Origin of the sequence: Bradyrhizobium sp. (assembly GCF_016462955.1) — a bacterium.
Classification (GTDB): domain Bacteria; phylum Pseudomonadota; class Alphaproteobacteria; order Rhizobiales; family Xanthobacteraceae; genus Bradyrhizobium.
The window spans coordinates 1-20,266 of sequence record NZ_JAEMSD010000012.1 but is presented as its reverse complement, the minus strand read 5'-3'; the positions used below and the strand labels follow the sequence as shown (position 1 = coordinate 20,266).

The window sequence follows — 20,266 nt, the reverse complement described above, 5'->3', positions numbered from 1 at the left end:
GAGCTCGCAGCCCGCCGCCCGCGCCAACAGCTGCGACGGCGCCCCTTCGTCCTCACAGAGAGTCCACAGGTTGCGGACCGCCGATCGGATTGCCGACGATTCGAACACTCGGCCGTAGATGCAGGCGGTGTCGAACGAGAAGCGACCGTCGGCCGCCTCGTCGAGCACGCTCTGCCACCGGGCCAAGGGAAACGCCAGGCTGCGAAGCCGATGGCTTTCGTCATTGATCACCGTGGTCGCGAAGTTCGGCGCAGCGACGGCGAGGCTGCCTTTCGCGGTCGCCATATCAAAGCGACCTCCTCCCAGGTCTCCCCTGACACGACTGCAGCCAAGGATGTCCTCCATCAGCACGATGTCCGACACGGCCGGGCGGGACATGTCCCCGGCTGGTCGCTGGACCTCGAGAAGGTCGAGAATTCCGCCCGGGGATTTCATCGTGCGCAAGTAGGACGCATGTCGGCCTTTGCTGTGCCATTGGGCGAATGACGAATGGGCATGGACGTTCATTGCAGTCCCTCCAGAGCCGAATGCGCGCGAGGCGGGATCGATGGGCAAACCGGATTGCGAACGGTCCGACGATAGTCGGACGGGCTTAAACGCATGTGCTGGATGAAAACCCGGGCAAGGACCTGGTTTGACGAGTACCCGACCTTTAGCGCGATCGCCGTGATCGGAAGGTCCGTCTGTTCGAGGAGTTCGCAGGCTTTCTCCACCCTCAGTCGCGTGAGGTAGATGCGCGGCGGCACGCCGACGCTCTGCTTGAACATGCGTGCAAAATGAAAGGTCGAAAGCTGCACCTCGGCTGCCAGCTCGTCGAGGCTGATGTCCTGCGAGAGCCGCGCCCGCATCAATTCCAGACAGCGCCGTTCAGCCCACGGGGCAAGGCCGCCCCTTGCCAACGCGAATGGTGCCCCGCTCAACCGGCACAGTTCGGCCATGATCTCGCAGCCGGCCGCTCGCGCCAGCAGACGCGAGGGCGCGCCCTCCTCGTCACACAGAGCCCACAGGTTACGAAGCGCTGATCGGATGGTCAGCGAGTGAAATAGCCCTTTGTAGAGTCGCAGGCATTCGAACGAGAATTGGCTGTCGGTGGCTTCATCGAGCACTCTCTGCCACTGCGCCACGGGAAAGGACAAGGCGCGAATCTGATGTCTGCTGTCGACGATGGACGTGAGGGCGAAGTCGGGCGCAGCGAGATGAAGCGCACCTTTCTCTCCCGTTATTTCCACATACCCACCTCCCGCGTTGCCTCGAACGCGACTACCACCGAGCAGGTCCTGGTAAAGGACAAGATCCGGCATGGCCGGGCGGTGCATGTCACCGGCGGGTCGCGCCATTTCGAGCAGATCCAGGATTCTGCCCGGCGATTTCCCTGTGCGCACATACGGGGCTTGCTGGCCCTCGCAGTACCATTTGGTGAAAGACGAATAGGCAGGCACGCTCATTGCTGTGTCTCCTATTGAAGTGGACAATCTTGAAGTGGCCATCGTCGCCGCGATCCGCGCGCGGCCCGACGGGCCGCCATCTGAGCGCGTCAGCTGATCTGGCCCCGTGGTAGACCGCGAAACATATGACGGCAACCAGACGGGTGCGCAACTTCGCGACATCGGAACGACCTGTGGCGTTCCGCCGCGTGGGGTCCAGCGACAGCACCAATCGCGGGTCAGCGCTCGCGTGACGGCCGCTCCGACACTCTACCGCAATATTTGCACCGCGCAGCAGCTTCTGCGCCGCTCCTAGCGCGAACGTTCGCTAGGATTCAGTCGCCTCACGCTCGTTTATCGGCACCGCATCGGTTTGCTGTGCCTTTTTGATCAGCCAAGCACCTGACCCATGATCACTTCGCTGAAGTCTACCATGTCCGAATCACGATCAGACTCCCTGAAGCTGGCGTACGCCTATCCAGTCGGGATCGTATTCGATGTCAGATTCGACGCGTTCACCGCTCGACTGACGACGCTGCCGGACAACCACATCCGCTTCCACATCGCCGACGGCCCCTATGCCCATACGGAGACCGTCACGATCGCCGTCGACCCGATTCGCGCCGGCGTTTTCGCCGTGAGCTGGGTCGAAGCGAGCGGCGCCACTGTCGTGCATGTCGAGGATTTCGAGCGCGGCGTTGTCCACTCGTACGCCACCCTGCCCGACGGCTCATTCCTCCGAATGCAGGGACCGATCCATCTCATCTCGGAGGGAGAAGGCTGATGACGACTGCCGTAGAGCGCAACAAGGCGCTGGTTCTGGAGGCCATGACCGCGTTGTTCAGGAGTCACGATCCGCTCGCCGTCGAGCGGCTCTATGCGCCGGGCTACATTCAGCACAACCCTGCCATCCCGCAGGGACGAGATGCGCTGGCCCAGCTGGTGGCGCAGCTTCCCCCCGCGGTGTTCTACGAGCCGGGGCTGATGATCGCCGAGGGCGACTTCGTCGCCATTCATGGCCGCATTCGCGGCTGGGCGCCCGCGACGCAGATCGTCGTTGACATCTTCCGTATCGAGAACGGGCGTCTCGCCGAGCACTGGGACGTTTTGCAGGACGAGGCGTCGACGGAGACGTCCAGATCGGGCTTGGCCATGTTCTCGCCGGACGAGGGTGAGCGCCAAAAATCGCGCGAGTCGGAAGCAACGACCGAAACTGTGGACTATGACCGCTTGATGAAGGCTAACCTGTTCACGGTCTTCAGCGAGCGTAACGAGGAACGGCGCCGTCTGGCGATCCGCGAGCTCTATGCCGAAGACGCGGAGCTGCACGAACCGCACGCTTCTGTCCGCGGTCATGCTGCGATCTCCGACGCGGTCGGCCGGCTGCTCGCGAATCTTCCAGGTGACCTCATTTTCGCCGCCGACGGTCCGGCCATCGGCCACAATGGCGTCGCGCGTCTCAATTGGCGCTCCACGGCGCACTCGGACCCCGATGCCGTCACCGGAACGGACGTCGCCCGGTTCGCGGGCGGACGCATCGTTTCGCTTCACGTATTTCTCGATCCCCCAACCCCCTCAATCGAACTATTTTGAAGGAGTTTCCAATGCCCAAGACCGGCCTCGACGCCCTACTGCGTCCGCAAGACAGCATTGTCGTGCTGATCGACCACCAGCCTTTCCAGTTCGCCAACTTGCACAGCCATGAGCCGACGATGATCGCAAACAACGTCATCGGCCTCGCCAAGACGGCGAAGGTCTTCGGCGTGCCGACGATCCTGACGACGGTGCTCGAAGAGCGCGGGGGCTATCTGATCAAGGGATTGCAGGATGTCTATCCGGATCAGAAGCCGATCGACCGCACTTTCATCAATACATGGCAGGACGCGCGCGTCGTCGACGAGGTGAGGAAGAGCAGCCGCAAGCAGCTCATTCTGGCCGCCCTGTGGACAGAGATCTGTCTTGCGATGCCGACTCTGCACGCTCTGGCGGAGGGCTACGACGTCTTCATCGTAACCGACGCCTCCGGCGGCGTGTCCGTCGAGGCGCACGACATGGCGGTGCGGCGCATGACGGCGGCAGGCGCCGTCCCCATCACCTGGCTTGCCGTCGCCGCCGAATGGCAGCGTGATTGGGCGCGGCAGGAGACCATTGCCGAGCTTGCGAAGGTGCAGCTTGAACATGCCGGCGCCACCGGCGTCGCGTTCGCTTGGGAGATGCAGTTGCTGGCTGGCCGTCCACGCGCGGGCGGTTGACGTTATCGAACTGAGGTCGCTGGACCAGCGAGGCGTCGAGGTTCGCCCTGCGACGTCGGAGTTGTGCCTGCCGACAACCCCGTCAGATCGAGCTCGAGGTCTTGGTTGGCAAGAGAGCACCACCGAGGCTTCGAACTAAAAGTGCCCGCTTCCTGAGAGGGGCGATGATGAGGGGGGCGCCGGCATTCGGGCGCCCCCCTCACGTCAGCATCGCAATGATCGCCTGGAGCTGGTCGGACGCGGCCGTCACCAAACCGTCGTACGACGTCTGGCCGTGTGCTGCGGCGTGCAGGATGAACTCGGCCACCGCCGCTTTGAGGCCGAACACCGATTGATGGGCCGGCACGCTTGCCATCACGGTCTCCAGCGCTTGACGCATGGTATGAATGAGCTCGGAGCTGTATTGCATGGGCTGTCCTCCCGCGGCTCATATTGGGTCGCGTGCCCATGCTTGCCACTCACATGCCTGAGATTGTCTTTTGAATCGGTCGAAACCGATCGTCTCAATTCAACCGCCAGATCGCCGCATTGAGCACGCCGGCAAATGCGACCCACGCCGCGTAGGGCGCGAACAAGGCGGCGGCGAGCCTGTCGCGTGACAGCTCGAGGCCGATATAGGTCACGATCGCGGCGAACAACGCGATGAGGATGACGAGCGCGGCGCCGATCTGGTGCATCGTGAACATGACCGGAGACCACGCGAAGTTCAGGACCATCTGCGCGGCCCAGGCCAGCATCGCTTTGCTCCCGGGCTCGCGGCGAAAAGTCCGCCAACCCGCGACGGCGATGAGCGTGTAGAGAATCGTCCATGCCAGCGGGAACGCCCAGTTCGGCGGCACGAAGCCCGGCTTGGCGAGGCCGGCATACCACTCGCCGGGCGGATTCGTCGTACCGATCAGCCAGCCAAGTCCGACCACACCCACCACGAACAGCAACAACTGAAACATCATCACCTCGAACTTCTTTTCGCGCAATTGTATCATCTTTCCATGAGCGATTCCGACACGGTCGCCGGCCACGCATCGCCGGTGCGCAAGATCATCCATATCGACATGGATGCCTTCTACGCGTCGGTGGAACAGCGCGACAATCCGCAGCTGCGCGGCCAGCCGGTCGCGGTCGGGGGCTCCGCGGAGCGCGGCGTCGTCGCGGCCGCCAGCTACGAGGCACGCAGGTTCGGCGTTCGCTCCGCCATGCCGTCGGTGACGGCGAAGCGGCAATGTCCCGATCTGATCTTCGTCAAGCCGCGTTTCGAAGTCTACAAGGCGATCAGCAGGCAAATCCGCGACATCTTTGCCGAGCATACGCCGGTCATCGAGCCGTTGTCGCTCGACGAAGCGTATCTCGACGTGACGGAGAACCTGCAAGTCATTCCGCTGGCGCGGGACATCGCGTTGAAGATCCGCGCGAAGATCAAGGCCGAAACCGGCCTCAACGCGTCGGCTGGCATCTCCTACAACAAATTCCTGGCCAAGCTCGCCTCCGACCATCGCAAGCCCAACGGCCAGTTCGTGATCTCGCCGGAGATGGGGCCGGCCTTCGTCGAGACGCTGCCGGTCGGCAAGTTCCACGGGATAGGCCCGGCAACAGCAGCGAAGATGAACGCGCTCGGCCTGTTCACCGGCCTCGACATCCGCAACCAGTCGCTGGAGTTCATGAATGCGAATTTCGGCAAGTCGGGGGCTTATTATTACTGGATCTCACGCGGCGTCGACGAGCGACCGGTCCGGGCCAACCGGATCCGCAAGTCGATCGGCGCGGAGAACACGTTCTCGATCGACCTCGACGCATTCGACGCGCTGGCCGCCGAGGTCAGGCCTCTCGTCGACAAGGTCTGGCGACATTGCGAAGCCACCGGCAATCGCGGCCGCACCGTGACCCTGAAAATCAAGTTCGCCGATTTCGAGATCATCACGCGCAGCAGATCCGTCGCGGCGGGCGTTGCCGGACGCGACGATCTGGAGCGGCTGGCCTGCGGCCTGCTCGAAGCCGAGATGCCGCTGCCCAAGCGCGTCAGGCTGCTGGGCGTCTCGCTGTCGTCGCTCCAAGCCGCCGGCGATCCCGAGCCGCAGCTGACGCTGGGTATCTGAACGAGGCTCTTGCGCGCTCTGCGGCGACAGAAGCCGCCTGACTCGCCAACGGTAGCGGATGTTCCGCCACCGCTGGGAGATCGATTGCGCTCGGGGCAGCTCAATGCTTCATATGCTCGAACACCACGATCACGCCGGTCGGTTCGGGCTCGTGTGCCATCAGGCGCGTCAGGTCGGAATCGCCCCAATCGGCAAGGCTGACGACCTCGCCGCTCTGGCGGTCGGCTCCCGGCGATGCCGTCGGCTCGAGCACCTTGAGGCCCATCTCGTCGACGAAGAAGGTGTGCTCGCCAAACATGCTGTTGAGCTGCGGCATCGCGGGATGTTCGTCGGGCAGCACCTGAGCGCCGAGTTGGTTTACGGTCTGCTTCACCTGTTCGGATGAGAGCTTCATGAGCTGCTCCGTGTCTGTATCCGGTTTCACTGGGTCCAAGCGGGCAGCGTGCGTTGCCCGCCCGGCTCAAGGTCCCGAACAGGGGCTGCGGACAAATGTTCCTGCAAAATGCATTTCGTGATCGCGTGGCCGCATCTGCCGCGCTCACGGCACAAGTTCGCCACACGGTGCACACGATCCGGCAAGATCGCGCGCTAATCGACAGCCTCGACGATGCGGATATCGCGATCCGCGCCATCACCGAGCAGGTCGTGCGCGGCCTTGTAGGCCGGGCTCTCATACGCCGCCTTGGCGCTCGCGACGCTGTCGAACTCGATCAGAACGACGCGCTCCATCTGGCCGAGCTCGAAGACGGCCGCAGGCATCCCGCGCGCGATCACGCGGCCCCCTGCCGCTTCGATCGCCTGGCGCGATACGTTGGCATAGGCGGCCATCGCATCGGGATTCTTGATCGCACGATAGGTCGCAACCCAATAGGCTTTCGCCATTGTTTTTCTCCAGTTGTTGTGAGGGCTATTCGCTGCTGTTGTCGCCGACCGAGAGCGCGCAAATGCGCGACAGATAGGTGTAGGACAGGCCGGTCTCCTCGGCCCAGGCGTTGAACTGCGCCTGCACCTTGGCGAGGTCGCCCTTCGACTTCACCTCCTCGGCGATGTCGAGACCGGCATGGCGCAGGCAGGCCACCACGTCCTTGGATGTGACGAAGCCGTCCCAGCCGACGAAACGCAGCAGCATCTGGCCGGTGTTGCCGCCCAGCCGGCTGCCGCGCTTGTTGAGGAGTTCGAGCAGGCCGATCTCGTCGGAAGGCGGCCACTTCGCCAGAAACTTGCCGAAGCTGCCGTGCTCCTTCGCGATCTCCTGCACGAAGCCGGCGTTGTCGCGCACCGACATGATCTTGGCGCCGTTGCGTACGATACGCGCATCGCGCAGCAGACCTTCCCAATAATCTTCGGGCTGGAAGCTGAGCTTGGCGGGCTGGAATTGCAGGAAGGCCTCCTCGAAGCCGTCCCATTTCGAATCTATCACGCTCCAGGCAAAGCCGGCGCAGAACACCCGCTTGGTCATCTCGGCGAGGATGCGGTCGTCTCCGAGCTTCGCCAGCCGCTTGACGTCCGGCTTGGCCGGCATCAGCTTCTCCAGCGCCTTGGGCCCGCCCTTGCGCTTCTCGGCGCGGGCGCGAATGGTCTTGAAGGAGGTCATGGGGACACACGTTTGCAGAGAGGCCACGACAGCAGAATTCGGCGATGCGGTCCAGCCTTTGCATTCCGGCCTTGGGCTTCCAGCCTTGGCGTTGCGGAGCCCTTGCGCTCTGCGACGCGCCGCAGCATGCTGTCGCTCGTCGGATTGATCCGATGGGGCGGCCGGGCTGGTCTGCTTCTTGCTTTATGACGTTTTGGAATTCCCAGACATTTTGACCTCTCGCCGACGGTCCTCCCATGCGCTGCCTCGTCGTGGCCGACCTGCACTATTCGCTGCCGCAGCTCGACTGGCTGGTCAGCGCGGCACCGCAATTCGACCTCGTGATCTTCGCGGGCGATGCGCTCGATATCGGCTCGATGGTGGATTTCCGCGCCCAGATCGTGGTGGTGAAAAAGTACCTCGGGCTGCTGGCCGCGACGACTCGCGTGATTCTCTGCTCCGGTAATCACGACCTCGACGAGCGCAACGCCGAAGGGGAGAAGATTTCGCGCTGGATCTCGGAGGTGCGCGAACTCGGCATCGCCTGCGACGGCGACAGCCTCACGGTCGGCGACACGATGTTCACGGTGTGCCCGTGGTGGGACGGACCGCAGGTCAAGCAGCGCCTCATCGAGCAGTTGCGCGATGCCGCGGCCGTCAGGCCGCAGCGCTGGATCTGGGCGCACCACGCACCGCCGGCGGATTCACCGACGAGCTGGGGCGGCAAGCGCTTTTTCGGCGATGTCGAGCTGGTGCAGTGGATCACGCAATACCAGCCGTCCATGGTGATCTCGGGTCACGTGCATCAATCGCCCTTCATCAGCAATGGATCGTGGTTCGACCAGCTAGGCCAGACCTGGGCCTTCAACACCGGCCTGCAACCCGGCCGTCCGCCGACCTACATCGTACTGGACCTCGATGCCGACAAGGCGTTCTGGCTTGCGGCCGGCGAAGCGCAGTGGATCGACCTGAATGCGCCGCTGCAGCGGCCCGCGGCCCCGGTTGAGGTGGCGCCCGACTGGCTCACATTCTTGGATCGGATTGCCGATCCGAGCCTGGCGAGACCTCAAGCGGCGGCAGGTTGATCATGCTCTGGAGCACCTCGCCGACCATCGCCAGATGCGTGCCGTGGCCGGCATATTGCCGCTTCAGATCGGCGAGATAGGTATTGGCGACATTGAGCCGCTGCGCCAGCATCTTTGCGATCAGCAGCGCCACGTTGGGCTCCTTCGCGAGAAACGCGGCGGCATCCTCGAATTCGGTGACGACCGAATCGGAGCAGGCGCGCACGGTTGCGGTATGCGGCTGGCCCAGCAGCACGGACATTTCGCCCAGCACGGCGCCTGGCTCGGTGACGGTGGCGACGACCATTTCGCCCTTGAGCACCTCGAGCTTGCCCTGCATCAGCACGTAGAGATGGCCGGTGGTGCCCCCCTCCGTGACGATCGTCGTGCCGGCTGCGAACTGCCGCTCCGTTCCGCCGGTGCAATAGTCCAGGACCGCGCGCATCTTGCGAAAGCTCCCATCGCTGCGGACACTCCATCGCGGGAGACTAGAGCACGATCCGTGCCAGGCGGCAAATCAACGCGGCCGCTTAGGCCGAAAGATCACACGCGGGACAGCGAAGGCACCTCCTCAGCCGCGATCGGCCGAAGTCCGCCGAAGCGGCGCTCGCGGCCGTGGAAGACGGTCAGCGCCTCGGCGAGATCACTCGCCTCGAATTCGGGCCACATCCGCTCGGTGAAATGTAGCTCGGCATAGGCGCCCTCCCAGAGCAGAAAGTCCGACAGCCGCTTTTCGCCGGAGGTGCGGATGATGAGATCGACGTCGCGCAGGCCTGCCTCGCCGGTGACGAGCTGCGAAAAGGCTTCGCGGGTGAGGCTGGTCAGCGCGGCCGCCTTCGCCGCGGCGTTGAGGATGGTATCGCGCGCGGAATAGTCGACGGCGATACGCAGGTGCAGCGTGCCGCCATCGGCAGTAGCTTTTTCGGCGCGCGCGATCGCATTGGCAATGCCGTCGGGCAGGCGGTCGCGGCGGCCGATCACGGTCAGGCGCACGCCGTTCTCGACCAGGCTCTGCACTTCGTTGGACAGGTAGAAGCGCAGCAGCGTCATCAGCGCGGCAACCTCCGCCTTCGGCCTGCGCCAATTGTCGGTGGAAAAGGCATAGAGCGTCAGCGTGCCGATGCCCTGCTTGGGCGCGGCCTCGACGATGCGGCGGATGGCCTCGACCCCAGCCTCGTGGCCGCGCATGCGCAACAGGCCTCGCCGCGTCGCCCACCTGCCGTTGCCGTCCATGATGATGCCGACGTGAAGCTTGTCGTCGCGGGACACGAGCTTACTTTGCATGACAAAGTCTCCGGTCAAAAAGGGGGGCGGATCAAGTCGAGGCGATGCCGAGGCGGCCGAGTGGCAAAGCCTCGCGGCCGGCGGCCTTGGCCGCGTCGCGCACCAGCCGCTCGAGCACGGCGAGGTAATCGAGGAAGCGGCGTCGGCCGGCCTTGGTCAGACGGCAGGTGGTGTGCGGGCGGTTGCCCTCATAGCCCTTGGTCACCTCGACGAGCCCTGCCTCCTGGAGCACGGCGAGGTGCCGGCTGAGATTGCCGTCGGTGAGGCCGCAGAGCTGCTTGAGGTCGCCGAATGCGAGGCCCTTGGGATGCGCCATCAGCGACGTCAGTAGCCCGAGCCTCGCCTTCTCGTGGATCACGCGGTCGAGCCCTTCATAGGAGAAGGGTGCGCTGTCAGTCTTCGACATCGTTGTCTCCGGACGCGAAATGCAGAATCGCCGCCATCACCGATTGCCCGATCACGAAAGGCAGTCCCATGGTCCATGGCGATAGCGTGTGGGTTCCGCTCGCGAGCACCAGCACCGCGAAGCCGGACACGAAATACCAGGCGCCGGCGAGCGCGACCGTGCGCGGCAGCGAGCGGACCGAGGCAAAGATGCCGAGCGACACCAGGATCTGCCACAGGCCCGGCAGCAGCCACAGTGTCTCGCTCGCGAACTTCCACATCACCACCGCGAGCAGCACGCCGGCAACGCCCGCCGGCAGGAACTGCTCGACCGCCTGATGGATCATGGCGTCGGCGAGACCGGAATGATGGCGGCGCGAGCGCGCGCGCATCTCGATGCCGATCACCAGCACCGAGACCACGGCGGCCATGAACCAGCCGATGAAGAAGCCGAGCGGCTCGCCGGTGGGATCATCCAGCAGCCAGAATTGCAGCACCGCGGTGACGAGCGCGACGGTACCGGTCGCCGCCATCGTCGCCGGACCGTAGCCGCGGAAGGCGGTGCCGGCCGCGATCTGACTGCGGATCGCCACGATATCGGCCAGCGCCTTGTCGAGATCGCGCATCGGCAACGCCAAACCTCGTTCCACCCATCTGTCGGGACGGACGGCCCGCCCCGCTACTTTGTATTGCAAAGCTTACGGTATCGCAAAGTAAATTCAAGGCCGAAAGTTGCGGCTGCAGGATGAAAGTCCGGGCGAGCAACTGACGGTTGCGCCTTGCCTGCCCTCACGGATAAGATGGCAAGAGCGTTCCCGGGGGCTGGTATGTGGTTGAAGTCGCTTGCCGTTGCGTTGTTGTCACAATTGGCTTTCGCCGGCACCGCCGATGCGAAAGGCCCCTTTGGCAGCCTCAAGATCGGTAACTGGATCGGGGGCGCGTTCAGCAACGATGAGACCGGCGCCTTTTCGCATTGCGCCGCCACATCGCCCTATGCGAACGGCGTCATCCTGGTCGTGAGCCAGAACTCCGCCGGCACCTGGTTGCTGGCCTTTGCAAGTCCCGGCTACAGCTTCAACAAGGGCGAGAACGCCGCCATCGACGTGACCTTCGATGGCCAGGAGCAGGCCAGACTGTACGCGACGGCGTATCAGCCCAACATGCTCACGGCCGTCATGCCGCTCAATGTCGTGCGGACGTTTCAGAAGGCGAGCCTGATGGTGGCGACCGCCGGCCGCACCGTTCTGAACTTCGATCTGACGTCGACCGGGCCGGTCATCGCCGCACTGGCCAATTGCGTCACGAGAGTGAAGGCCGACGGTCTCGACAAGGCCGGCGACTTCACCAAGGGTGCGGCCAAGCCGGCAATGGCCAACGACAAGCAGGGTACGCCTCCTGCCAAACCGGCTCGAACCGGAACTTTCACGGGGACCGGTTTCGTGGTGAGTCCCAACGGACATATCGTCACCAACAGTCACGTGATCGACAGCTGCACCGGCGACATCAAGGGCAATCTCGCCGGAGAGGCCGCCATGGTCCTGCGCGTCGTCTCCAGCGACACGACCAACGACCTTGCGCTGCTGCAAGCGCCGGCGACGGCATCGTTCAAGGACTTCGCCAGGATTCGGGACCGCTCGATGCACTCCGGCGATTCCGTGGTGGCCATCGGCTTCCCGCTGCACGGCTATCTTTCCTCCGACCTGACCGTGACCACGGGAATTGTCAGCTCGCTCAGCGGCTTCCGCAATCACACGGGACGCCTGCAGATCAGCGCGGCGATCCAGTCGGGCAACAGTGGAGGCCCGCTGTTCGACATGTCCGGACAAGTGGCAGGCGTCGTCGTCGCCAAGCTCAACGCGCTCAGAATGATCAAAGAGACCGGGCAGCTGACCGAGAACATCAACTTCGCCATCAAGACCGGCGCGCTGCGCGACTTCCTCGACAATTCCGTGGTGCGCTACCAGACCGCAGAGCCGAAGGGCGAACTGAAGGCCGCCGAGATCGCCGCGAACGCCCGTGCCTACACGATGCTGATCTCGTGTATCGGCACGGAACAAGCCGACGCCAAGCGGTAGCGTCGGCCAGCCTTTCTTGCTTGGAATGGAGCGCAGCGCAATCCGAGCTACGAAACCGGTTCGCCCTCAATACGGAGCAACGGGCCGGACGCGCCGCTGCGGCCGCGGTTGCGCCGGGGCGTGGCCATAGGCGAAGCGCGGATTGCGGTCGCAGAACAAGAGCCGGCCGGACACGCTAGCCTGGCATTGCTCGTAGCTGCTGTAGGCGCATTCACCGGGATAGCCATACTCGCCGCCCTGGGCGCACCAGGGATAGTCTCGGGCCGCGGCCGGCGCAGGGCCTGCAAAGGCTGCGAGCCAGATGGCGGCCAGCCCCGCCAGAACGAATTGAATCCTGCTCACGCCCCATCCTCCCGCCAACGAGGACAGAGCGTCGCCTTTATCGGGGTCGCGTCAAGTCACTTTGTCCGGATCGTGGAGCCGGGTCGCGTCCTAATAGGGCGCGTAGGGTTCGTGCCGATACCGCCGCGCAGGGCGCTGCTGGTTATAGGCCGTGCGCGGATTAATCCCGCAGGTCAGAAGGCGTCCGGAGACGCTGGCCTGACATTGTTGCCGGGTCCTGTAGGAGCATTCACCGGGGTAGCCGTAACCTTGTCCCTGAGCACACCAGGGATAATCATAAGCGGCGGCTGGACCGATGCCGGCAAGGCTGCCGACTCCCAATCCAGCCAGCGCGATCGTTGCGAGCAAAGCCTTGCGCATCTTCGTACTCCTTGTCCGACGCTTCACGAATGAAGTCTTCCCGGAGAACGCCGGCAAGGCCGCAAGGTTGCTATCGGCCTACTCGACCTTCAGGCCGGCGAACTCGACCACCTTCCGCCACTTCTCGGTCTCGGCCTTGATCTCCTCACCGAACGCTTCCGGAGTCTGCGCCCGCGGCTCGCCGCCGAGCTCGACCAGACGCTTGGCCATGTCGGGCTCCCTGAGCACCGCGTTGACCTCCGCGTTGAGCTTGGCGATGATGTCCTTCGGCGTGTTCTTGGGCGCGCCCATGCCGAACAGCGCGCTGGCCTCATAGCCCTTCACGGTGTCGGCGATCGGCTGCACGTCGGGTAGCTGCGGCGACCGTTCGGTGGTGGTGACGCCGATGGCGCGCAAAGAGCCGGAGCGGATGTGCTGGATGATCGAAGGCATGTTGTCGAAGATCACCTGCACCTGGCCGGCGAGCATGTCGGTGATCGCAGGCGCCGCGCCGCGATAGGGCACGTGCTGCATCTTGCAGCCGGTCATGGCCATGAACATCTCGCCGGACAGATGCACCGAGGTGCCGTTGCCGGAGGAGGCCATGTTCACCTTGCCGGGATTGGCCTTCACGTATTCGATGAACTCGGCGACGGTCTTGGCCGGCACGTCCTTGCCAACGGTCATCACGTTGGGCACGCGCTGGAACGAGGCGACCGGCGCCATGTCGTTCACGAAGTTGAACTTGAGATTCTTGTAGAGCGAGGCGTTGATGTAGTTGGCCGGGTTGACCAGCTGCAGCGTGTAGCCGTCGGGCTCCGCGTTGATGACCGATTCGGTGGCGATATTGTTCCCGGCGCCCGGCTTGTTCTCGATCACGAATTGCTGGCCGAGCTTTTCCGAGAGCCTCTGGCCGATCAACCGCGCCAGGATGTCGGTGGCGCCGCCCGGCGGATAGCCGACCACCCATTTCACCGGGCGGGCCGGATAATCTGCGGCAAGGGCCTTCGACAGCGGGCTGGCTGCAAGCGGACTGGCGGCGAGCAGGCCGAGCGCGGTACGGCGAGTGATCATCTCGAGGGTTCTCCCAGTGTTGTTCTTGAAAGTCGTTGTTCTTGAAAGTTCGACAGCTTTAAAGTCAGGCCGGCGCGGTTGTAACAAAGCTTGCGGAGTGCGGAAAGTGCGCGGGACGCATGCTGACGAAAGGATGAGAACATGGTCAAGGTTCACGCCCTGGATCATCTCGTGATCAATGCCCGCGACGTCGCGGCGACCGCGGAGTGGTTCCGCAAGATTCTCGGAATGGAAGTCAAGGTGTTCGATCCCGGCGGCGGCAAAGCGCCGCGAACTTTCCTTCAATTCGGTAACCAGAGGATCAACGTCCGGCAACGCGATGCCGACAAAGTGGAATGGTTCACCGCCGACCACCCCACCGCCGGCTCCGAGGATCTCTGCTTCCTCACCTCGGCCACACCCGACGAGGTGGTGGCGCATCTGAATGCACATGGCGTCGCGATCGAGGCCGGACCGGGCCCGCGGCAAGGCGCCCGCGGGACGCTGCGCTCGGTCTATTGCCGGGATCCGGATGGCAGCCTGATCGAGATTTCGTCGTACGAGGATTGAGACGCGCCCTCGCAGCCAATTGGTCGTCATGCCCGGGCTTGTCCCGGGCATCCATGTTCTTCGTGCAACAAGGCGTGGATGGCCGGGTCAAGCCCGGCCATGACGGAGGAGAAAGGGTTACGCATCAAGCTTGCTGCGATTTGCGTCCCGCGCCATCCGGTGGCAGGAAGACGCAATAATCAAAAGGCAGCCGCCAGCAAGATGCAGGCTGCACGGGAGGATCCATGCCAGTTCAACAGACCGCCACCGGAATCGTGGGCCCGTTCGACGGGCTCGACGTCCCCTGGCTGCTCAAAATGCGCGCCGAGGTCCGGCGCGATCATCCTTTCCTGATCTGGGCGCCGTTCGATGCGCCGGCGCGGCGCTGGAGCTATGGCGAATTTCACGAGCGGGTCGGCGCGCTCGCGGCGGGGCTGGCCAGGCGCGGCGTCAGGCCCGGCGAATATGTGCTCATTCACCTCGACAATTGCATCGAGGCGATGCTGGCCTGGTTTGCCTGTGTCGAGCTCGGCGCCATCGCGGTCACAACCAATACCCGCTCGGCGCCGGCCGAAATCGCATATTTCGCCGATCATTGCGGCGCCATCGCCGCGATCACGCAGCCGGCCTATGCGGAGATCGTTGCGCAGAACTGCCGAAATATAAGCTGGATGGCCGTGACCTCGCACGACGCCGGCATGGCGCCTGTGCGGAGCGTCTCGCGCGGCGACAGCTTCGAGTCACTGTTCGCCGACAGCGCCGATCGCCCCAGGCGAGCGACCGATCCGCTCGCGCCATGCAGCGTGCAATACACCTCGGGCACGACGTCGCGGCCGAAGGCAGTGCTGTGGACCCACGCCAATGCGCTGTGGGGCGCCAAGATCAACGCCGCGCACGAGGACCTCCACGCCGGCGACGTGCACCAGGCGTATCTGCCGTTGTTCCACACCAACGCGCTGGCTTATTCCATGCTGGCGACGCTGTGGGTCGGCGCCACCTGCGTGATCCAGCCGCGCTTCTCCGCCAGCCGCTTCTGGGGCGTCGCGCGCGAGCACGGCGCGACCTGGACCTCGACGATTCCGTTCTGCATGAAGGCGCTGCTCGAGCAGGAGATCCCGAGGGACCACAAATTCCGGCTCTGGGGCACCGCCATCAACGAGCCGCCGGCTTTCGCCGCCTTCGGTATCAAGATGATCGGCTGGTGGGGCATGACCGAGACCATCACCCACGGCATCGTCGGCGAGGTCGATCAGCCCAACATCCCGATGTCGATCGGCCGGGCCGCGCCGGAATACCAGATCCGCATCAGCGACGACGACGGACGGCCGACCGCGGTCGGCGGCACCGGTAATCTCGCCATCAAGGGCATCCCGGGCCTGTCGCTGTTCGCCGAATACCTCCACAACGAGAAGGCGACGCGCGAAAGTTTCGACGAGCACGGCTTCTTCCTCACCGGCGATCGCGTCGAGCGGCTTCAGAACGGCTTCATCAAGTTCGGCGACCGCGCCAAGGACATGCTGAAAGTGGGCGGAGAGAACGTCGCGGCCTCCGAGATCGAACAGGTGATCGCGGTGGTGCCGGGCGTGCGCGAGGCCGCCGTGGTGGCGAAGCCGCACCCGATGCTGGACGAGGTGCCCGTCGTCTTCATCATCCCGCAAGGCGGCGTCGCGGGCGCTGCGCCCGATCTGCACGATCGCGTGCTGGAAGCCTGCCGCAAGGGACTTGCCGACTTCAAGGTGCCGCGCGAGGTCAGGCTCGTCGACGACATGCCGCGCTCGACGCTGGAGAAGGTGGCAAAGGCGGAGCTGCGGAAGATGGTGGGGTGACGGATTGTCATTCCGGGGCGATGCGGAGCATCGAACTCTGGTGCGCACTTGCGCACCTGAGAATCTCGAGATTCCGGGTTCAACGCTACGCGTTGCCCCGGAATGACGGATTAGATTGTCAGAACGACCCCAGCGCCACCGGGCGGAACGCCTGCAGCAATTGCTGGTCGAGCTTGCCGCCCATGCCTTCCATCATCGTGAACGCGCGCGAATGCGTGAAGGACATGCGGTAGGCCCGCTTCTCCACCAGAGCGGCATAGATGTCGACGATCGTCGTCAGGCGCACGATGTCGCTGATCTGGTTCGACGACAGGCCGTTCGGATAGCCGGAGCCGTCGAGGAATTCATGGTGATGCAGCACGACATCCAGCATCTCCGGCGGGAAGCCGCCTTGCGCGGCGAGCGCGTCATAGCCGCGGCGCGGATGCTGGCGGACCTCGTCCAGCTCCTCGTCGGTGAGCTTGCTCGGCTTGTCGAGCAGCCAGGCGGGAACGAAGGCCTTGCCGACATCGTGCAGCAGCGCGGCGCGGGTCAGGCGGCGCTGGTCGTCCTCGCGCATGCCGAGATGCTGGGCGAAGGCGACCGCGAAGCCGGTGACGAACAGGCAGTGGCGATAGCTGCCGACGTGATGGCAGCCGACCGTGGTGAGCCATTCGCGCAGCGAGGAATGCTTGATTGCCTTGAGGATCTTGCTTTCGGCGGCGATGACGTCGTCGAAGGTCAACGGCGTGCCAAGCGGCAGCTTCTCGAACATCTTGGTGAGCACCGCGTGCGCTGCCTCGACGCCGCGGTTGAGCGTCTTGCCGCGATCGGTCGCGTCATAAGCGGCGGTGTCCGGGAAGGCGGCGCGGACGCGCTGCAGGATGGCGTCCGCCTGCAGCGGCCTTGCGATGGTGTCGGTGGCCCCCAGCGCCCAGGCCTGCATGGTGCCGTGATGCAGGGCGTCCGCGAGCACGAACAGGCGCGGCATCGAACGATAGGCATCGCCGCGCAGCTTGTTGCGGACCCGCTGCACGCTTTCGGGCGAGCGCAGGTTGATGTCGACCACGAGGCCGGAGAGATCGCGCCCCGGCTGGGCGGGGATATCCTCCGTCTTCACGGTCGAGACGTCGCCGACCGCCTTCAAGATGCTGGCGAGCTCGCTGCTCGCATCGCTCCGGTCGGAGGCGAGCAGAAGCCGGCGTTTGACGGCGGGTTTGGCTGAGGCGTTCATGGCTTCCCCAAAGCGCGGGACTGGATTTGGCGCCAGCCTAAGTCGGATCAGGTTCTCCGGGTCTTAAGAGGCGTGCTCAATGGAACCTTGGGAAATTGGGTGCAATTTGATGGATTTCGCAGTGCCGCAGAGGCGGGCGCAGCACAACCCTCGAAAACAACCCCATGCACAGTAGAAGGGGCATTGATATCAAAGGGGAATTTTTCCGTGATGGCCTGGCTTGTCCCGGGCTCCCTCACGGACTCCTGGCGAAGGAGCACACGGAGACCGTCACGCCCGGGACGAGCCCGGGCATGACGGTCGGCGTGGCGCAAAGTGGCTCCAACAGTCCCGCCGGAGGTTTGCCCTCCGGCGGATCGTCGCATTCGGCAGTCGCAGTCCGCCTTATGCCTTCATGCTCGCCTTCACGGCCTCCGCCGTGATCGGCAGCGCCCTGACGCGAGCGCCGCTCGCGTTGAAGATGGCGTTGCCGATGGCGGGGGCGACCACGGTCACGGCGGGCTCGCCCACGCCGGTGGCCTTCTCGCCATTGGCGATCACGGCGACCGCGACCTCGGGCGTCTGGCTCATGCGCAAGGGCGTATAGCCGTCGAAATTGGTCTGCTCGATGCCACCGTCCTTCAGCGTCGCCTTCTCGTACATCGCCAGCGACAGGCCCCAAAGCGCCGCGCCTTCGACCTGGGCGCGGATGTTGTCGGGATGGACCTGGGTGCCGACGTCGGTTGCGACCGTGAGCTTCTTCACGGTCACCGCCCCCGACGGCGCGACGGCGACGTGCGCCACGCACGCCGTCCAGCTCGCGGATGCGCGTTCCTGCGACGACACGCAGGCAACGCCCATGCCCTCGCCTTTCGGCAGCTTGCGCGTGCCGTAGCCGGCAAGACCCATCGCCGCCAGCAGCGTGTTGCGCAAGCGCTGCGCGCCGCCGTCGTTCTTGCCGGCGCCGTCGAGCAGCGAGATGCGGAACTGGGCCGGATCCTTGCCGGTCGCCGCCGCGATCTCGTCGATCATGCTTTCGACCGCCCAGAAGGTCCAGCCCGGCGCCACCGAGCGAAGCTGGCCGGAGGGCGTCGCATTATGCGCGAGCTCGTTCTTGATCGCGCGCACGTAATGGTTGGGCACGGTGTAGAAGAAGTCCGCGCCATTGACCGTGAAGGAATCGAGCGGGCCCCGCTTGTCGACCGAGGGCGTCAGGAAATCGGGGATTCCCCAGCGCGCGGTCGGCCAGGCCGAGACCACGTCGTGGCTGATCGCGATGAGCTTGCCATCGCCGTCCACGCCCGCCTTGACCTTCTGGTAGGTGAGCGGACGCGAGAAATCCATGGTCATGTCGTTCTCGCGGGAATAGATCACCTTCACCGGCTTGCCGACCGCCTTCGCCGCCTGCACGGCGGGAATCATCATGTCGGCATCGAGACGGCGGCCGAAGCCGCCGCCCAGCCACATCTGGTGCATGACCACGAACTTCGGATCGATCCCGGCAGCTCCCGCAGCGATCGCGCCGGAGCGCGTCGCGAACTGGTTGCCCGAATAGATGTGCAGGATGTCGCCCTTGAACTCCGCGGTGGCGTTCATCGGCTCGAGCGGCGCGTGGATGTTGATGCTGGTGGTGTATTCCGCCTCCACCACCTTGGCCGCCGAACCGAAGGCGGCATTGGGATCGCCGTCCTTGACGAAGAACTGGCCGGAATCGTCCAGCTTCTGGAGCCGCTTGGCCTCGTCGAGCAGCGACTCGCTCGACACCCTCGCATTCGGTCCCGAATCATAGGCGATCTTCAGCGCCTGCGCCGCCTTCTTGGCGTTGGCATAGGTGCTGGCGACGGCGACGACCCAGCCCGACGTCGTGCCGGTCTTGTCGTCCAGCGTTACGGCCTTGATGAAGCCCGGCACCTTCTTCGCCGCGCCGTCGTCGACCGATTTCACCGTGGCGCCGAAGCGCACCGGCGGCGTGACCAGCGCACCATAGGCCATGCCCGGCAGCATCACGTCGATGCCGTACTTGGCCGTGCCGTTGGTCTTGGAGGGGATGTCGAGCTGCGGCACCGAGACGCCGATCATGGTGTATTGATCGGGCGTCTTCAGCTTGATCGCCTTGAGCTCGTCCGGCGTGAAGGTTTTCGTCGCCTTGCCGTTTTTCACGACATCGGCGAACGACATCTGCTTCTTGGACTTCGGATGCACGATCATGGAATCGCGCACCACGAGCTCCGATGCCGGCACGCCCATCGCGGCGGCGGCACCTTCGGTCAGCGCGATGCGCCCGGCCGCTCCGGCCCGGCTCATCGCTTCGAAATTCATCATGGTCGACCAGCTGCCGCCGGTGATCTGCGCGCCGAGCACGGGATCGTTGAACTTGGGATCGTTGGAAGCGAGCGCAACGCGCATGTCGCTCCATTTCGCGCCCAGCTCCTCGCAGACGATCTGCGCCATGGTGGAGGCGATGTGCTGGCCCATGTCGGCCTTGCCGCAGGTCACCGTGACGAGGCCATCCGGCGAGATCGCGTACCACACGCTGGGCTCGAAATTAGCGGGCGCAGCAGTCGCCGACCCAATGCCGGGCAAGCCGGCATAGCCGAGCACAAGGCCGGTTGCGGCAGTGCCGACCAGGAAGGAACGGCGGCTGAGATCTGTCGGCTCGGCATTGATGTTGTTGACATGCTTGTTCATGTGGGCCTCCGCTCGGTGGAGGTGGTGGAGGCGGTGCGCAACTCGGATGCGGCGCGCATGATCGCCTTCTGGATCCGCGAATAGGTCATGCAACGGCACAGATTGCCGTCCATATGCGCCACCACTTCTTC

23 protein-coding genes and 2 pseudogenes are annotated in these 20,266 nt (G+C 64.5%); 8 read left to right on the top strand and 17 right to left on the bottom strand.

Annotated elements, in window-relative coordinates:
* Nucleotides 1-507 (bottom strand): annotated as a pseudogene (locus JHD07_RS02895) (AraC family transcriptional regulator); the annotation flags it as partial.
* Nucleotides 504-1,445, bottom strand: coding sequence for an AraC family transcriptional regulator (locus JHD07_RS02890; protein ID WP_291618734.1), 942 nt, complete (start codon nt 1,443-1,445; stop codon nt 504-506). The gene JHD07_RS02890 and the pseudogene JHD07_RS02895, both read right to left, overlap by 4 nt.
* 388 nt (nt 1,446-1,833) lie before the next feature.
* Here JHD07_RS02890 and JHD07_RS02885 point away from each other — a divergent pair, with 388 nt between their 5' ends.
* Genes JHD07_RS02885 through JHD07_RS02875 form a run of 3 tightly spaced genes read left to right on the top strand, consistent with a single transcriptional unit; the run spans nt 1,834 to nt 3,676 of the window.
* On the top strand, nt 1,834-2,208 hold the full coding sequence (locus JHD07_RS02885) for a hypothetical protein (RefSeq protein ID WP_291618732.1): 375 nt from the start codon (nt 1,834-1,836) through the stop codon (nt 2,206-2,208).
* The gene (locus tag JHD07_RS02880) at nt 2,208-3,017 is read left to right on the top strand and encodes a nuclear transport factor 2 family protein (RefSeq protein ID WP_366863939.1); all 810 of its coding nucleotides are present in this window, start codon (nt 2,208-2,210) and stop codon (nt 3,015-3,017) included. Before JHD07_RS02885 ends, JHD07_RS02880 begins: the two co-directional genes overlap by 1 nt.
* Before the next feature lie 11 nt (nt 3,018-3,028).
* A complete protein-coding gene (locus JHD07_RS02875) occupies nt 3,029-3,676 on the top strand; it encodes a hydrolase (RefSeq protein ID WP_291618729.1) in 648 nt (215 codons plus the stop codon).
* A gap of 199 nt (nt 3,677-3,875) precedes the next feature.
* Here the strand turns inward: JHD07_RS02875 and JHD07_RS02870 are convergent, their stop codons facing one another.
* Together JHD07_RS02870 and JHD07_RS02865 are read right to left on the bottom strand one after the other, a co-directional pair.
* On the bottom strand, nt 3,876-4,085 hold the full coding sequence (locus tag JHD07_RS02870; protein ID WP_291618727.1) for a hypothetical protein: 210 nt from the start codon (nt 4,083-4,085) through the stop codon (nt 3,876-3,878).
* A gap of 94 nt (nt 4,086-4,179) precedes the next feature.
* Nucleotides 4,180-4,623, bottom strand: coding sequence for a TspO/MBR family protein (locus JHD07_RS02865; RefSeq protein WP_291618765.1), 444 nt, complete (start codon nt 4,621-4,623; stop codon nt 4,180-4,182).
* 42 nt (nt 4,624-4,665) lie between these two features.
* Here JHD07_RS02865 and dinB point away from each other — a divergent pair, with 42 nt between their 5' ends.
* Nucleotides 4,666-5,766: a DNA polymerase IV gene (gene dinB, locus JHD07_RS02860; protein ID WP_291618725.1), complete on the top strand. Its 1,101-nt coding sequence runs from the start codon at nt 4,666-4,668 to the stop codon at nt 5,764-5,766.
* Between the two features lie 100 nt (nt 5,767-5,866).
* On the opposite strand, the gene JHD07_RS02855 is transcribed toward dinB, so the two are convergent.
* The 3 genes from JHD07_RS02855 to JHD07_RS02845 all read right to left on the bottom strand — a co-directional run bounded on the left by JHD07_RS02855 (nt 5,867) and on the right by JHD07_RS02845 (nt 7,360).
* Nucleotides 5,867-6,160, bottom strand: coding sequence for a hypothetical protein (locus tag JHD07_RS02855; protein WP_291618723.1), 294 nt, complete (start codon nt 6,158-6,160; stop codon nt 5,867-5,869).
* Between the two features lie 194 nt (nt 6,161-6,354).
* The gene (locus JHD07_RS02850) at nt 6,355-6,648 is read right to left on the bottom strand and encodes a DUF1330 domain-containing protein (protein ID WP_291618721.1); all 294 of its coding nucleotides are present in this window, start codon (nt 6,646-6,648) and stop codon (nt 6,355-6,357) included.
* A gap of 25 nt (nt 6,649-6,673) precedes the next feature.
* Nucleotides 6,674-7,360 carry a DNA-3-methyladenine glycosylase I gene (locus tag JHD07_RS02845; RefSeq protein WP_291618719.1) on the bottom strand — a complete coding sequence of 229 codons (687 nt, stop codon included), beginning with the start codon at nt 7,358-7,360 and terminating at the stop codon, nt 6,674-6,676.
* Nucleotides 7,361-7,596: 236 nt separating this feature from the next.
* On the opposite strand from JHD07_RS02845, the gene JHD07_RS02840 reads away from it, so the two are divergent.
* Nucleotides 7,597-8,424 (top strand): metallophosphoesterase, encoded by an 828-nt coding sequence (locus JHD07_RS02840; protein ID WP_291618717.1) that lies wholly within the window; start codon nt 7,597-7,599, stop codon nt 8,422-8,424.
* Here the strand turns inward: JHD07_RS02840 and JHD07_RS02835 are convergent.
* The 4 genes from JHD07_RS02835 to JHD07_RS02820 all read right to left on the bottom strand — a co-directional run bounded on the left by JHD07_RS02835 (nt 8,363) and on the right by JHD07_RS02820 (nt 10,697).
* The gene (locus JHD07_RS02835) at nt 8,363-8,848 is read right to left on the bottom strand and encodes a cyclic nucleotide-binding domain-containing protein (RefSeq protein WP_291618715.1); all 486 of its coding nucleotides are present in this window, start codon (nt 8,846-8,848) and stop codon (nt 8,363-8,365) included. The two genes, JHD07_RS02840 and JHD07_RS02835, sit on opposite strands and share 62 nt — an antisense overlap.
* A gap of 98 nt (nt 8,849-8,946) precedes the next feature.
* The gene (locus JHD07_RS02830; protein WP_291618713.1) at nt 8,947-9,687 is read right to left on the bottom strand and encodes a di-trans,poly-cis-decaprenylcistransferase; all 741 of its coding nucleotides are present in this window, start codon (nt 9,685-9,687) and stop codon (nt 8,947-8,949) included.
* A 31-nt stretch (nt 9,688-9,718) separates the two neighbouring features.
* Complete coding sequence (locus JHD07_RS02825) at nt 9,719-10,093, bottom strand: transcriptional regulator (protein ID WP_291618711.1); 375 nt, start codon at nt 10,091-10,093, stop codon at nt 9,719-9,721.
* Complete coding sequence (locus JHD07_RS02820) at nt 10,080-10,697, bottom strand: hypothetical protein (RefSeq protein ID WP_291618709.1); 618 nt, start codon at nt 10,695-10,697, stop codon at nt 10,080-10,082. Before JHD07_RS02820 ends, JHD07_RS02825 begins: the two co-directional genes overlap by 14 nt.
* A 201-nt stretch (nt 10,698-10,898) precedes the next feature.
* Here JHD07_RS02820 and JHD07_RS02815 point away from each other — a divergent pair, with 201 nt between their 5' ends.
* Nucleotides 10,899-12,146 carry a serine protease gene (locus JHD07_RS02815; RefSeq protein ID WP_291618707.1) on the top strand — a complete coding sequence of 416 codons (1,248 nt, stop codon included), beginning with the start codon at nt 10,899-10,901 and terminating at the stop codon, nt 12,144-12,146.
* 66 nt (nt 12,147-12,212) lie between these two features.
* Here JHD07_RS02815 and JHD07_RS02810 read toward each other — a convergent pair whose 3' ends face one another.
* From JHD07_RS02810 to JHD07_RS02800, 3 genes are all read right to left on the bottom strand, one after another.
* Nucleotides 12,213-12,479, bottom strand: coding sequence for a DUF3551 domain-containing protein (locus tag JHD07_RS02810; RefSeq protein WP_291618762.1), 267 nt, complete (start codon nt 12,477-12,479; stop codon nt 12,213-12,215).
* A 99-nt stretch (nt 12,480-12,578) separates the two neighbouring features.
* Complete coding sequence (locus JHD07_RS02805; protein WP_291618705.1) at nt 12,579-12,848, bottom strand: DUF3551 domain-containing protein; 270 nt, start codon at nt 12,846-12,848, stop codon at nt 12,579-12,581.
* A 78-nt stretch (nt 12,849-12,926) separates the two neighbouring features.
* A complete protein-coding gene (locus JHD07_RS02800; RefSeq protein ID WP_291618703.1) occupies nt 12,927-13,901 on the bottom strand; it encodes a tripartite tricarboxylate transporter substrate binding protein in 975 nt (324 codons plus the stop codon).
* 141 nt (nt 13,902-14,042) lie between these two features.
* Here JHD07_RS02800 and JHD07_RS02795 point away from each other — a divergent pair, with 141 nt between their 5' ends.
* Together JHD07_RS02795 and JHD07_RS02790 are read left to right on the top strand one after the other, a co-directional pair.
* Complete coding sequence (locus JHD07_RS02795; protein ID WP_291618701.1) at nt 14,043-14,450, top strand: VOC family protein; 408 nt, start codon at nt 14,043-14,045, stop codon at nt 14,448-14,450.
* 224 nt (nt 14,451-14,674) lie between these two features.
* Entirely contained in the window at nt 14,675-16,255 is a 1,581-nt protein-coding gene (locus JHD07_RS02790; RefSeq protein ID WP_291618699.1) for an AMP-binding protein, read from the top strand.
* A 118-nt stretch (nt 16,256-16,373) separates the two neighbouring features.
* Here the strand turns inward: JHD07_RS02790 and JHD07_RS02785 are convergent, their stop codons facing one another.
* From JHD07_RS02785 to JHD07_RS02775, 3 genes and pseudogenes are all read right to left on the bottom strand, one after another.
* A complete protein-coding gene (locus tag JHD07_RS02785) occupies nt 16,374-17,468 on the bottom strand; it encodes an HD domain-containing phosphohydrolase (protein ID WP_291618697.1) in 1,095 nt (364 codons plus the stop codon).
* Nucleotides 17,469-17,852: 384 nt separating this feature from the next.
* Nucleotides 17,853-20,135 carry a molybdopterin cofactor-binding domain-containing protein gene (locus tag JHD07_RS02780; protein ID WP_291618696.1) on the bottom strand — a complete coding sequence of 761 codons (2,283 nt, stop codon included), beginning with the start codon at nt 20,133-20,135 and terminating at the stop codon, nt 17,853-17,855.
* Nucleotides 20,132-20,266, bottom strand: a pseudogene (locus JHD07_RS02775) ((2Fe-2S)-binding protein); the annotation flags it as partial. The gene JHD07_RS02780 and the pseudogene JHD07_RS02775, both read right to left, overlap by 4 nt.